13 protein-coding genes are annotated in these 13,215 nt (G+C 45.8%); 8 read left to right on the forward strand and 5 right to left on the reverse strand.

Annotation, left to right across the window (positions count from 1 at the left end):
• The first annotated feature begins 217 nt into the window (after positions 1 to 217).
• From LCM00_RS20650 to LCM00_RS20660, 3 genes are all read left to right on the forward strand, one after another.
• Positions 218 to 841 carry a LysE family translocator gene (locus tag LCM00_RS20650; protein WP_224905722.1) on the forward strand — a complete coding sequence of 208 codons (624 nt, stop codon included), beginning with the start codon at positions 218 to 220 and terminating at the stop codon, positions 839 to 841.
• Between the two features lie 66 nt (positions 842 to 907).
• Positions 908 to 1,138 (forward strand): excisionase family DNA-binding protein, encoded by a 231-nt coding sequence (locus LCM00_RS20655; protein ID WP_224905581.1) that lies wholly within the window; start codon positions 908 to 910, stop codon positions 1,136 to 1,138.
• A gap of 775 nt (positions 1,139 to 1,913) precedes the next feature.
• Positions 1,914 to 2,963 carry an NAD(P)/FAD-dependent oxidoreductase gene (locus tag LCM00_RS20660; protein WP_224905583.1) on the forward strand — a complete coding sequence of 350 codons (1,050 nt, stop codon included), beginning with the start codon at positions 1,914 to 1,916 and terminating at the stop codon, positions 2,961 to 2,963.
• Between the two features lie 42 nt (positions 2,964 to 3,005).
• On the opposite strand, the gene LCM00_RS20665 is transcribed toward LCM00_RS20660, so the two are convergent.
• Positions 3,006 to 4,535 carry a PH domain-containing protein gene (locus LCM00_RS20665; RefSeq protein ID WP_224905585.1) on the reverse strand — a complete coding sequence of 510 codons (1,530 nt, stop codon included), beginning with the start codon at positions 4,533 to 4,535 and terminating at the stop codon, positions 3,006 to 3,008.
• Complete coding sequence (locus tag LCM00_RS20670; RefSeq protein ID WP_224905587.1) at positions 4,532 to 5,026, reverse strand: PH domain-containing protein; 495 nt, start codon at positions 5,024 to 5,026, stop codon at positions 4,532 to 4,534. Before LCM00_RS20670 ends, LCM00_RS20665 begins: the two co-directional genes overlap by 4 nt.
• Positions 5,027 to 5,358: 332 nt before the next feature.
• On the opposite strand from LCM00_RS20670, the gene guaC reads away from it, so the two are divergent.
• The 3 genes from guaC to LCM00_RS20685 all read left to right on the forward strand — a co-directional run bounded on the left by guaC (position 5,359) and on the right by LCM00_RS20685 (position 8,163).
• The gene (guaC, locus tag LCM00_RS20675; protein WP_224905590.1) at positions 5,359 to 6,342 is read left to right on the forward strand and encodes a GMP reductase; all 984 of its coding nucleotides are present in this window, start codon (positions 5,359 to 5,361) and stop codon (positions 6,340 to 6,342) included.
• A 131-nt stretch (positions 6,343 to 6,473) separates the two neighbouring features.
• A complete protein-coding gene (locus LCM00_RS20680; RefSeq protein WP_101552161.1) occupies positions 6,474 to 7,007 on the forward strand; it encodes a sigma-70 family RNA polymerase sigma factor in 534 nt (177 codons plus the stop codon).
• Positions 6,991 to 8,163, forward strand: coding sequence for a hypothetical protein (locus LCM00_RS20685; RefSeq protein WP_224905592.1), 1,173 nt, complete (start codon positions 6,991 to 6,993; stop codon positions 8,161 to 8,163). The genes LCM00_RS20680 and LCM00_RS20685 overlap by 17 nt, the downstream gene beginning before the upstream one ends.
• A gap of 32 nt (positions 8,164 to 8,195) precedes the next feature.
• Here the strand turns inward: LCM00_RS20685 and LCM00_RS20690 are convergent, their stop codons facing one another.
• Complete coding sequence (locus tag LCM00_RS20690; RefSeq protein ID WP_224905594.1) at positions 8,196 to 9,404, reverse strand: MFS transporter; 1,209 nt, start codon at positions 9,402 to 9,404, stop codon at positions 8,196 to 8,198.
• 181 nt (positions 9,405 to 9,585) lie between these two features.
• Between LCM00_RS20690 and LCM00_RS20695 the strand changes: the two genes are divergently transcribed.
• A complete protein-coding gene (locus LCM00_RS20695; RefSeq protein WP_224905596.1) occupies positions 9,586 to 10,107 on the forward strand; it encodes a sigma-70 family RNA polymerase sigma factor in 522 nt (173 codons plus the stop codon).
• Positions 10,097 to 11,407 carry a DUF4179 domain-containing protein gene (locus LCM00_RS20700; RefSeq protein WP_224905599.1) on the forward strand — a complete coding sequence of 437 codons (1,311 nt, stop codon included), beginning with the start codon at positions 10,097 to 10,099 and terminating at the stop codon, positions 11,405 to 11,407. Before LCM00_RS20695 ends, LCM00_RS20700 begins: the two co-directional genes overlap by 11 nt.
• A 42-nt stretch (positions 11,408 to 11,449) precedes the next feature.
• Here LCM00_RS20700 and LCM00_RS20705 read toward each other — a convergent pair whose 3' ends face one another.
• Both LCM00_RS20705 and LCM00_RS20710 read right to left on the reverse strand, forming a co-directional pair.
• A complete protein-coding gene (locus tag LCM00_RS20705; protein ID WP_224905601.1) occupies positions 11,450 to 12,649 on the reverse strand; it encodes an MFS transporter in 1,200 nt (399 codons plus the stop codon).
• On the reverse strand, positions 12,646 to 13,089 hold the full coding sequence (locus LCM00_RS20710; RefSeq protein ID WP_224905602.1) for a MarR family winged helix-turn-helix transcriptional regulator: 444 nt from the start codon (positions 13,087 to 13,089) through the stop codon (positions 12,646 to 12,648). The genes LCM00_RS20705 and LCM00_RS20710 overlap by 4 nt, the downstream gene beginning before the upstream one ends.
• Positions 13,090 to 13,215: the final 126 nt, after the last annotated feature.

The following is a 13,215-nucleotide window of genomic DNA, read 5'->3' on the forward strand; positions in this document are numbered from 1 at the left end:
GCCAGAAATGGTCTAAGAGAATGCCTCGTCGAGGCACCAATATTCTTGAAATACAAGAAAAAACTCAAAAGGCACTTCGAATGGACACATTCGAAATGCCTTTTGTCTACAATCTGAAACAGCCAGCATTCTGCTGGCTGTTTTTCTGTGCAAAAGTATATTTACATTTACGGACATGTGGTATAAATTGGTATATAAAAAGAAAGCGGGAAAGCGTATGGTGAACTTCTTTTTATTTGCTTTGATGTGCATTTTTCTGATCATCCTGCCAGGCCCTGATACTGCGGTTGCTACAAGAAATACTCTCTCTGCAGGAAGGATGGGCGGGCTCAAGACAATTGCAGGCACCTGCTCTGCGCTGGCAATCCACACACTTGCGGCGGTTGCCGGGCTTTCTGCCCTCATAGTCAAGTCGGCTATGCTTTTTTCAATCTTGAAATATGCCGGTGCCGTCTACCTGGTCTATCTTGGAGTCAAAAGCCTGCTAACAATCAGGAATGGCGGACAGGAAAATGAAAATAACAGCGGGTCAGTGATAAAGGGGAAAACGTTTTTCAAGCAGGGCTTTTTGACGAATCTGCTGAATCCGAAGGTTGCTGTATTTTTCCTGACCTTTCTGCCGCAGTTTGTTGAAGAGGGAACCGCGCCATTTATCCCATTCCTCACTATGGGAGCGGTCTATACCGTTTTGACTGCCGTCTGGTTTTTCTTATATGTACTTTTAATCCAGCAGATCAGTTCTTTTATGAAGAAACCAAAAACTCAGAAGGCAATCGAGGGACTGACCGGGACCATTCTCATCGGGTTCGGTGTCAAGCTTGCTCTGGAGAAGGCGCGGTAGGCTCCTCATTTCCATCAAAACATGCTATTCTGTAAATAAGATCATAAGAACAGAAGGGCTGAGTCCATGTATTTAACCATTGAAGAAACGGCAGAATATCTGTCAATGCCAGCTGCTGCTGTCGAAAAGCTTGTGCAGCAGAAGAAAATCCGCGCCATTTTTGACGGAGAGCATTATCTCATCTATAAAGAGCAATTCAAGACCCATTTGGAACAGATGGAGAAGTATAAAAGGCTGGTCGAGGAAGTACTGAATGAACCGATTCCGGAAGACCGGGATATAAAAGATGAAGACTAACACGAAGTGCCTGGGCCTGCCGGGTGCTTTTCTTTTTTTAGGCTCTGTTAAAGTCTATTGTTGATAATTTGATTAAATGAAAATATCTAATTATGAAAGTATCGTTGAAATGGAAGAGTCCTATTTCCTATACTCAGAAAAAAGACTCATTTGAGTGACAAGCAAGCCTTAAAATAAGCGGAGATTTTCCGGTTAAGCTGCTGAATAGGGCACTGGTGGGTGGAAATAAGCGGAGATTTTCCGGTTAAGCGAAGCGAAGTTGCCCATTTTCTTGTTTTTTGAGTCAATAGACGTAATTTCTCCGTCTATTTGAGCTGTTTTTAACGTTTTTTCGAAATTTGGGGGAATTTCTCCGCTTATTTTTAAAACTTGTCACTGATTCCCTCGTTCAGGTCCGTGAAGATCCGCTTTTTATGGCTGGCCGGGGATTCCTCTAAAATAAATTTTCTTGAATGACTCCAAAATTAGCTTATTGAACTATCTGATGCGTTAGTTTAACAAGCAAATATGACAAAATGGAACTTCCGCAAATCAGGAAGCTCCATTTTTTATAAGTAACCTCAACATTGAACTTTAACTAACCCTTTTTTATTAGCAGAATAGTGCACCGATCAAACAACCATGATTCAGGCCTATTGACTATGCATCCCTGGTGAGACAGAAAAAAGAGAAGCTGTGACATTTCGGATAAGTTTATTGTTGTGCTGAAGGGTAAAAAGGAGTATATTTAAATGAGAATGATAATCAATTCTATTGGTTATGAGGAGTGAGCGGAATGAATCAGCAGGAGATTTTTGATGTCACCATTATTGGCGGGGGGCCAGCAGGCCTGTATTCAGCCTTTTACAGCGGCCTCAGGGAAATGAAAACAAAACTGATTGAATTTCAGCCGCAGCTTGGCGGAAAAATACATGTTTATCCTGAAAAGATGATTTGGGATGTCGGCGGCCTGACGCCAACTCCCGGTGCAAAGCTGATTACACAGCTGGTGGAGCAGGGACTGACCTTTGATCCAGAGGTTGTGCTTAATGAGAAGGTAGAATCCATCTCCCGCGGTGAGGATGGGATTTTCATCCTTTCCGGGTCTTCGGGCAGGCTGCACTATTCAAGGACAATCATTGTCGCTGTGGGCAGCGGAATTTTGAATCCCCAGAAGCTGAACATAGAGGGTGCCGAACGGTTTGAGGTTTCCAATCTAAATTATACGGTAAAATCACTGCAGCATTTCAAGGATAAAACGGTCATCATCTCAGGAGGAGGCAATTCTGCGATTGATTGGGCAAATGAGCTGGAGCCGGTCGCACGCCAGGTGTATATCGCTTTCCGGAAGGAGAATCTATCCGGACATGAGGCGCAGGTGTCCCAGCTTCTCGGGAGCTCAGCCATCTGCCTTGGCTGCACGTCAATCACAAAGCTGATTGCAGGTGAAAGCCATGAGATGATTGAAAAGGTAGAGCTGACTAATTGTGAAACAGGAGAAATTTCTTATTTGGATGTGGACGAAGTCATCATCAACCATGGCTATGAGCAGGATGCTTCATTATTGAAGAATAGCGGATTGAAGATTGATATTGCCCAGGATTTCTATATTTCCGGGAACAGCTGCAGCGAGTCGTCCATTGAGGGCCTCTATGCAGCAGGGGATATCCTTCAGCATGAAGGCAAGCTCAATCTGATTGCAGGCGCGTTCCAGGATGCTGCCAATGCGGTGAACAAAGCAAAGCAATTCATCCAGCCGGACGCCGGCAGGGCCGCGATGGTCTCGTCCCATAATGATGTGTTCAAGCAGCGCAACCGCAAAATTGTCCAGCAGATGATTAAATAATAGAGATAAAGGCAGGTACCCTGATTTGGGCGCCTGCCTTTTTTAGTATTCTTGATACCTGATTTCCGTTCCTCTTCCCACATACCATTCATAGAAGTCTGCAGCCATTTCTTTCGGTACATCATCAAGGCTGGAATGGAGGACCGGCTTGGCTCTGTTGACGGTTTCAATTGAAGCAAGGCCGAGCCACTTTTGAAAAAGATTGCTTGTTACGCTGATCTCAATCACCTTTTCCCGCTTAGAAATGAACAGTGAAGTGGACAGGCTTCCGGATTTCATCTGGATGAACTGGCTGTTCAGGGTGTATCTTGTATTCCAGTAATCCAGGGCTCTCAACAGGCCTATGATGATTAGGAGGCCAGCAGAAATGAACAGCCAGGCTCTCTCTGTATCAAGAATTTCAGGCTTGAACCATGCCAGTCCTGCAGTGGCCAGAATCCAGACCCAGCTTGGCTTTAACAGGCGGATCCAGAAAGACTTCCCTGGCAGCCGCTTCATTTCCCTGGTGACCTCGTATTGCGGCAGGATTTCAGAAATCATTTCATAGGCCCTTTTAACAGGGAGGAACGGATACAAGGTGCTGATTTCAGGCGAATCCTCACCGAGGCTTACACCGCCGGCGCTTGTCAGCTTTACTTCTGCAAGTCCCAGCAGCCTTTTGATGGGCGGCTGTTTCACTTCAATAGCCTGCACCCTCTCTTTTAAAATGGAGAATCTGGATTCATCGAGCACTCCCTGGACGATATAGATTCGCTCCTGATCAGAGGAGATTTCATACTTCCCATATTTAAGATAAGTCCTTGCCACCCCGATCCCGGTCGAAACGAGCAGCAAAAGGATTAGGATGCCTGCAAGAAGGAGTCCTGAACCCATCAATGCGGCAAAAAGACCCTGGGCCTGCTCGTCCAGGTCAAATACTTCATCGATTTTAAAATAAATGGACAAAATGGCGGAAAACAGGACAAGAAAGCTGAAGGAAGTGAATGATGCTTTGAGGATGTCCTTTTTTCCAGGGGTAAAATGGACGATCCTCCCGGCAGGAAGCACAGATTGTACAGTTTGCTCACTTACGGCTTCCGGGCCAGCTTGAGGAGTGTCCACCGGATCCGCCAGTGAAATGCCTTCTTCATGTGGACGGGAAACATATTCTTCCAGATTTTCAGCTTCTTCCTTTCGGATCACCTTGAATTCAATCGCTGAATCTGCGCCTGACATTCCTGTTTCAAACCGGATTGAAGTTAGTCCGAATATCCGGTGAAAAAGGGAGGTGCGGTAATTCACATTCTGTACCTTTGAAAAAGGGATGGTTTGATTCGATTTGGTAAAAATCCCTTCTTTTAAGTGAAAGGAAGTGCCATCAAGCTTATAGGTGCTTGTCAGCCATTTCAGGACAATTGAAACAGCGGAAACTAGCATGAAAAGGAAGAATACCAGCCTTCCGTATTTAACATACGCAGCATCAGAGCCAAATTTGATGACAAACAGAAAGAAAACGATGAATATGGAACCCTTCACCAGCTGGTAGAGATTCATCAGCATGATGAGCGGGTGATGGCGTTTCTCCTCAATCATTGTTCCACTTCCTTTATTTTGGCGAAACGGGCAATCGTATCCCGCAGCTGCATAGCCACTTCCTCAGGCAATGCAGGAATGCTGTGGGAAGAGCCCATCGTTTCAATCGAGATGGAATAGAGGCCATATCTCCTCATCAATGGTCCCTGGCTGGCAGATACAGATTGGATTTTTGTCATAGGTACCAGCTGGTGCTTCTCGGTGATCGCCCCGAATTTCAGCTTCAGGAATTCCTCGTCCACTCCATACCGCCAATTTTTATAAAGCAGCATCGGCCTGATGATAGACCAGGGAATTGAGAGAACTGTAATCACCACTAACCCGATCAGAATCCAGCCGATCCACTCTTTCCATGCAAAATAATGATCCAGATAAAATAGTGTGCCGAGAACGGCGAAGGCAATAATGTCGCCGATCATATCGGCCGTAATCCAAACTTTTACCGCGTTTTTTGATAATCTGTTTTGAGGCGGTGCAATCCGCGATTCCAAAAATACCACTCCTGAAAACAATTTAATAGAAAAATTAAGTCCTAATGTTACTTACGTCGAAGGTTCTCATAAAGATTCATTTAATTTTGCGGATAAGAGGGGGATTTCTATTTTGCAGTCTGTTTAACACGAATAATGGAATGTATCTGTTTTCAAAAGATATTTTACTTGTTAAATACGAACATTAATATAAGTTGACTTTTTATCGTTCGTGTATTAAACTCTTTAATGGGCTGGGACAGTAAATGCCCGCCGAATAATAATAATAGTTGACTCTGGATGCTTCCGAGGAAGCAGGACTTGATTTTATACACATATAAGGAGTGTTACTCATGGATAATGTATTTGATTACGAGGATATTCAATTAATTCCGGCAAAATCAATTGTGAACAGCAGGACTGAGTGTGATACAACGGTTGAGTTTGGAGGACGCACCTTTAAGCTGCCGGTTGTGCCTGCGAATATGCAGACCATTATTGATGAGCGCATTTCCATCCAATTAGCAGAAAAAAATTATTTTTACATCATGCACCGCTTTCAGCCTGAAAAGCGCCTGGCATTTGTGAGAGATATGAAATCCCGCGGATTATATGCATCAATCAGTGTCGGGGTTAAAGAAGAGGAATATACTTTCGTCCAGCAATTGGCGGAGGAGAAGCTTGTTCCTGAATATATTACAATCGACATCGCCCATGGCCATTCAAATGCCGTGATCAAAATGATCCAGCACATTAAAAAGCTTCTTCCGGAAAGCTTTGTCATCGCCGGAAATGTCGGTACGCCTGAAGCTGTTCGCGAGCTTGAGAATGCCGGGGCAGATGCAACGAAGGTTGGAATCGGGCCAGGGAAGGTCTGCATTACAAAAATCAAAACCGGCTTCGGAACAGGCGGCTGGCAATTAGCTGCATTAAGATGGTGCGCCAAGGCAGCAAGCAAGCCGATCATTGCGGATGGGGGCATCCGCACACATGGCGATATTGCCAAATCAGTCCGCTTCGGCGCTTCCATGGTCATGATCGGTTCCCTTTTTGCGGGACATGAAGAATCCCCTGGAGAAACAGTCGAAGTCAACGGGAAGCTGTACAAAGAATATTTCGGATCTGCTTCCGAGTTCCAAAAAGGCGAAAAGAAGAACGTGGAAGGCAAGAAAATGCACGTTGAATACAAAGGTGCTTTAGAAGATACGCTGATCGAAATGGAACAGGATCTACAGTCCTCCATCTCCTATGCGGGAGGAAACAAGCTGTCCGCCATCAAGAATGTGGACTATGTTATTGTCAAAAACTCCATCTTCAATGGAGATAAAGTATACTAATCAGCAAGCCGCCTGTCCTGGATAGGCGGTTTTTTGCTGCATTCATAGGATAAAAACAAAATAAGAGCAACTTTTTTGAAACCATAACATGTTTGGAATTGTCTAACTGCCGGGAAGAAGGGGGGAAGGAATTGGAGAAAATAGAAAGAGACCAATTGCTTACAGAAGCCATGGATGCATATGGGCATTATCTGACACGGCTCGCTTATGCCTTCGTGAAAGACGAAGCGAAAGCTGAGGATATCATCCAGGAGGTATATATCCGCTATTATCTGAAGCTGGAACAATTTGAAGGCCGGTCCAGCGTTAAAACCTATTTATACAGAATGACCGTGAATGAATGCAAAAACTACCTGAAAAGCTGGTCTTTCCGAAAAATAGATCTTTTTAATAGAAAAAGTGTGATGCCTTCATCCCATTTTAACCCTGAAGAGGAAGTGCTGAGGCGGGAGGGGGAAAGCTGGACTTTCCGGCTGATCGACAGGCTGCCGGCCAAATATAAGGAAGTCCTTTGGCTCCATTATTATGCAGAGCTTTCTGTAAAGGAGATCGGGGATATTTTGAAGTGCCCGGCCAATACGGTGAAAACCAGGCTGGCCAGGGGAAGGAAAATGGCGCGGCTGACAATGGGAGAGGAGGAGATTGAAGATGCCAAAGAATATTAAAAAGGAACTTGAGGACAGCATCCCGGATCATATCACCATGTCAGGCAGGCAGAAGCGGACAATTTTAACAGAGGCAGCCAAACGCCTCGAACGCAAGCCCCGACGCAGCAGCAGGCTCATTCTGCCCCTTGTCAGTGCTGCCGCTATCCTCGGGCTGTCGGGCATACTTGCCGCACCCTATGTCCAGGAGCAGCTGGAAGAGAATGAAGTACGGCAGCAGCTTGACGATTCTTTAGAAAAAGTGACGGTTCCAGATGCAAGCTATCCTTCTTTAATCAACTCTCAATATATTGGGGACACCAAAGAGCTGGTCTACACAGACGGAAAAGGGTTCTATTCCTTTAATAAGGAAACGAAAACAACAGAGACGCTGGTCAAGCCGGAAGAGGGGGCAGGCTTGTATGAATTTGCTGTGGATGCTCATTGGCTTGTGTGGGACAGCGGGGTAAAGGGTTATGCATTAAATCGGCAGACTCAGGAAATGGAAGAAATTCCAAACGAGTTATTTGGTGATTATCAGGTTTATGGAAACCTGTTGAGTTATCTTTCTGTAGGTACTGACGATCAATTCACCGGATATAAACTGCTGGATTTACTGACATTGAAAGAAAGTAATTTGCATGAGCTCACAGGAGAAGGCACAAACAGCCAGACATCCCTTGATGACGGACATATTGTCATACCAGAAACCATTGTGGGAGATGGTGAAAAAAGTATTCTTTTTACCCTCTATGACTTGAAAAGCGGGGAAGAGAAAAGGGAGTTCACAGTTCCCTATGACCGGGCTGTGAATGTAACACTGACGGATGAGAAAATCTATGCGGAGCTTTACAATGACGAGGGGCCCCCGGTTTTGGCGTATATCAGCCTGGATGACGGAAAGCTCCACAAGGTAAAGACTCCTACCTTCGATGCTTATGCCGTATACGAAGATTACCTGGCTTTGAGTATACCGGAAAAAGAAGATTCAAATTCGGTCAAACTGTACAGGGTCATTGATAATCGTGCAGCGGCCCTGCCTTCCTTCGAGCATGTAGAAGAACGGCTGGTAAAACCGAGGTTTACAGATGACGGGGTGCTTGTGGTAAACGGGGAAGGCGAGGACTTTTCTATGTATCTATTGGATACGGGTAAGGTCGAGGCAAACGGAAATTAAAAAACGGCACCCATCCAGGTGCCGTTTTCTATTTAACCGGCTTTCTCAGCCAGCTCCATCCCGTTTTTCAGGCTCTTGAACCTCAGGTAAAAGGCGCATGTCATGAACAGGGACAAGGCTCCGAAGATGACGCTCATATACTGAAGGCCGACCGCGTCAAGCAGAAATCCGGTCATAAGGAGGACAATCTGGAAGACCAGGCGGTCGAGCATGTTCCGGAAAGAAAAGAAGCGGCCGTGGAAATCCTTTGGCACCCGTGTCTGGAAGATGGTAGCGGCAGTCGGGAAGAAGCAGCCGACCGCAAAACCGAAAATCAGGAATGCCAGTACAGACAGAATAGGTATATCAGCAAAATAAAGGATCAGCTGCGATATGCCGATGATAAAGGAAAAGAAAAACAGGATGCTGTATGGCGAGCTTTTGCCGCTGATTTTTTTTACCGCAAAGGCGCCGAGCATAAAGGCAACTCCTTCCGCAGTATAAATCCACCCTTTAATGGCCGAGCTGTCCTGAAGCTCGCTGATATTGATGACCATCAGGTTGAATCCGCCAAGAAATAATAGCGGGACAAGCGTCAATACGAGTGTCATAAACACAATCGGCAGCCCCTTGATGACGGGAAAGACCTCTGAAAAACCTGCGGGCTTCTGTTTGACATCTTCCTGCTTCTTTAGTTCCTTCTTCTCGTCAAAGCTAAGGAAGCATGTGAGAATGAATAAGCCCAGATAGGCAGCAAGGGACAATAGATACAGCATGGATAATGACATGATGACCAGTAATACCCCTGCAACGGCAGTCCCGAGCACACGTGAAAGGGTTGATACATTCATGTACACTCCATTCAGCTGCAAAAGATCTTTCTCGCCGACCACCATCGGGATGGCTGCCTGGAGGGCAGGGAAATAGAATGCAGCCGAAATCTGCAGGCAGACGAGGAAGACGACCATCCACCAGACTGAGCCGGTGTGGATGGCGATCAGCATAAAGACAACACTCACAGAGCGGGCGAAGCCGGAAACAAGCATGACAGTTTTCTTGCTTGCCTGGTCCGTGATTCTGCCGGCTGCCGGACCGACGGCGAGGCCGGCAAGCAGGCCTGCTGCGAGAATAAGAGACTTCAGGAAATCCGAGGCTACCTTTTCCTGCATAAATTCAAGGTTGCCGATAATCCCAAGCCACAGGCCGAGTCCTGCAATGAACTCCCCTGTCAGTAAAATCCACACATTCTTATTTTTCCACATATCTGCAGCCCCACGTTTCTGATTATTTCGTTTCTCTAAAGATACTACAGAATTGAAATTTAATGAATGGGTTTACAAAAACTTCTTGCTTTATACAAAAATAAAGAAAAAATTAGAAATGGAAGTCTTTTTGCGCTTGTGCCCTGTCTAACATGTAGAAATAAAAAAAGGGGGTATCTCCTTGGATACAGCAAAATTAATTAAGAAAGCCCGGAAAGGGGATGATGAAGCTTTTTATGAGCTGGTGCAAGCGCACAAAGTGCAGCTGCTTAAAATTGCCTATTCTTATTTGAGAAACGAGGAGGAAGCGCTTGAAGCCTTGCAGGAGGTCACATTCAGGGCATACCGATCCATCCGCAGCCTGAAACAGGCAGATTATTTTTCCACCTGGCTGATCCGGATCATGCTTAACTACTGCCATGATCAAAGCAGAAAGAAGAAAAGAGCAGCACCTTTGGATCTAACAGAATCATTGGCAGAGACCTACAATTACAGCCAAGCGCTTGAAATTGAGGAAGCATTGGAAAAAATAGATTCAAAGTGCAGGGAAGTTATTATCCTGAAGTATTATCATGATATGAAAATAAAAGAAATCGCGAACCTGCTTGAAAGTCCGGAAAGTACCATTAAAACATGGCTGTACAAAGGGCTTAAGGCTCTTCGTGAGCAGCTGGGGGAAAGAGGTGAAGCCAATGTTCAGTAATGAAGAGAGGGAGCTGGACCGTTCAAGGAAAGAACTGGACCGTTTAATGGTTTCAAATGAGCTGGCAGACCAGGCCATCATGGCTGGAATCAGGCAGGCTAAAGCGGCAGGAAGGAGAAGGAAAAAGTATGCCTCTCTTTTTACGGCCGCGGCCGCGGCTCTCATTTTGCTGTTTTCTGTTAAAGGAGGCAGCACGATGGCTGAGTATTTCTCTAATTTGCCGGGCCTTGAGAAAGTCATGGAGCTTGTCAGCGGCGACAGAGGTCTGACGGCAGCTGCTGAAAATGAATATATACAAAGAATCGGGACATCTGCTGAACAAAATGGTATAAAGGCAACGCTGGACTCTGCGATTTACGATGAACAGGCATTGATTCTTTTTTACAGCTATGAGGCAGAAAATAAAACTGCAGATGTTTACACGACAGATATAAACCTGCTTGACCGGGAAGGAAATAAGCTGCCATACCAAGCGAATCATGGGACTTATTGGACTGCGGACAGAGAAGATTTGCATGAAATCCGTTTTCAGCTGGATGATGCGGCAGACCTTCCTGATGAATTAAGCCTTTCAATGGGTTTCACAGTGAATGACAGCCGCCAGTCTGAATCGGTCGTTCTGCCGTTTGCACTGGATAAAGAGAAGCTGGCTGAGAAAAAGGTGTACAGCCTGAATAAAACAGTAACGGTTGAAGGGCAGAAGATGACTGTAAAGGATGTCAGCATATATCCATCACAGACAGCGGTGAGAATTGCATTTGATCCGGATAATACGAAAAAAATCTTTGGGTTTAACGATCTCCATATCGCTGATGAAAATGGGGGCAAGTGGAAGGTCAATCATGTAAGAGATGTAAAAGTGAATGACAACGAATCTGTCATTTATTTAGAAAGCAGTTATTTTGCAGATCCGAAAGAATTGTATCTGCGCTTTAACTCCATCCGGGCTCTTGATAAGGATGAACTCATTGTCCGGGTGAACCCTTCAAAGAATAAGATCATAAAGGCGCCGGAGGATGGAAAGCTGAAATCAGCAAGTGTTTTTAAAGATGAGCTGCAGCTTAAACTGGAAGCACCTTTCAGCTTTTTGGATACAATGATTTTCATGCATGCAGCCGATCTGGAAGGCAGGACTATTGGAGAGGGGCTGTCTTTTGGGGCAGGCGGTTCGCCAGTCGATAAGGATATCACCTATTATGTTCCGTATCCAAAGGAAGAAGCCAGTGAGCAGGATATCCTTCTCGAGCTTCTGGACTACCCTGCATCCATCAACGGGAATGCAGAAATAAAATTAAAATGAAAAAAGGGGTATCCTCACATCTGGAGGATACCCCTTTTCTAACTACATTGCATCAGCAGCTGACCGTAAAGCATGATCTTTCCTGCCATGCAGGAAATAATACAGTACAGCAGACAGCAGGATCAGGGCGCCCATCATGATATACAGGCTGCTGTAGCCTGTTATGGGAATGACAAGGCCGAGCAGGTATGGGCCGAATCCAAGGCCTGCGTCAAGGAAAATAAAGAAAGTCGAAGTGGCAAGACCCAGCCGGTGCGGAGCCGTCAGCTTGACGGCGATCGCCTGTGTGCTTGACTGCATATTTCCAAACCCAAGGCCGATCAGGACACCTGATAAGAGCAGGACAAAGCTTGACCCTGCTGTGCTTAACAGGAGCATGCCGGCTGCGAACAGGATGAATGCCGGATACATGACATAGTTGGCGCCCTTCAGGTCCATCATGCGCCCTGTAAACGGGCGGGACAGCAGGACGGCGACTGCATAGACGATAAAGAAGAAGCTTGCAGCGTCCACAAGATCAAGCTCCATTGCATAGAAATTGATGAATGATAGGACACTGGAATAGCAAAACGCGATAGCGAGGGTGATGACCGCAATCGGCAGCGCTTTTGGTTCCACAAAGTCCGAAACCCTGAAGCCTTTTGCTTCTGCGCTCTTCGGAGAGCCTGTGACAGGCGGGACAGTGACAAGAAAGGCAGTCGCAAGGCTTATAATCCCCAATGCCAGGCAGAAGCTGAATATCATTTCAAAGCTTGTATGCTGGCTCATATAAATCCCGATGAACGGTCCGACGGCTGTTGCCAGTGTCGCGCTCATGCTATAGTAGCCGATCCCCTCGCCTTTACGGGCTGCCGGAATGATCTGCGCAACGATTGTACCTGTAGCGGTGCTGGCCATGCCAAGCGTAATTCCGTGAACGAAGCGGTTGGCCAGAAGAAAGGCAACCCCGGCATGGACAAAATATAAAAGAGTCGTCAGCGTAAAGAAAATCAGACCGATGAAAAGCATTCTTTTGCGGCCGACCAGATCGATATAGCGCCCGATGAACAGCCTGCCGATGAGCGTCCCGATAATAAAGATCCCTGTTACAAGTCCGGCCTGGCTTGTCGATGCATCATATTCATTGACGGCATAGACAGAGATGGTGACCATCAGCAAATAAAAGACAAGTGTTAAAAAAAAGTTGATGGAGGATACAACGATGAAGTCCTTCGTCCAAAGTTTTGCTTCTGAGCTGTTCAATGTGCTTCCCCCTGTTCCATTAAGTTGCTGCGGATGCCTTCCATGATGCGAATGGCTTCGAGCTGTTCTTCTTCTGTAAAACCTTTAAGGATTCTCTGCTCGAATTCATCAATGGTCAGCCGCACTTCACAGTAGACTTTATGGCCGAGCTCTGTGAGCTGCATCCTTTTTTCACGGCGGTCTTTGCTTGGCATCTGCTCCACAAAGCCGAGCTCCTCCAGCCGGGTGATTGTCCGTGTGACGGTCGGTTTTTCAACTCCCTGGTAATGGGAAAGCTCAACGAGAGTGGCTGAGCCGAAATTGGCAATATAATATAAAATCGTCCATTGCGCCCTCTGAAGCAGATGCTGTGCAAGAAGCTGGTTAAGCTTATTTTCAAACGGGCGGTAGAGCATCAATAGCTGATGAAAGAACTTCTGAAACGTTTTAATGGCAAACACCTCTATACATTTAGTTATCAATGGTAATAGTTACTTTAGGTAACTATAATAATATAACAGAAAAGGTCTGCCTCTGTCCAGGGTACAGGCCATAATTTTACAATTATCAGGCAGATCGGCAGGAAA

Source organism: Bacillus infantis (assembly GCF_020171945.1).
Lineage (GTDB): Bacteria > Bacillota > Bacilli > Bacillales > Cytobacillaceae > Bacillus_AB > Bacillus_AB infantis_A.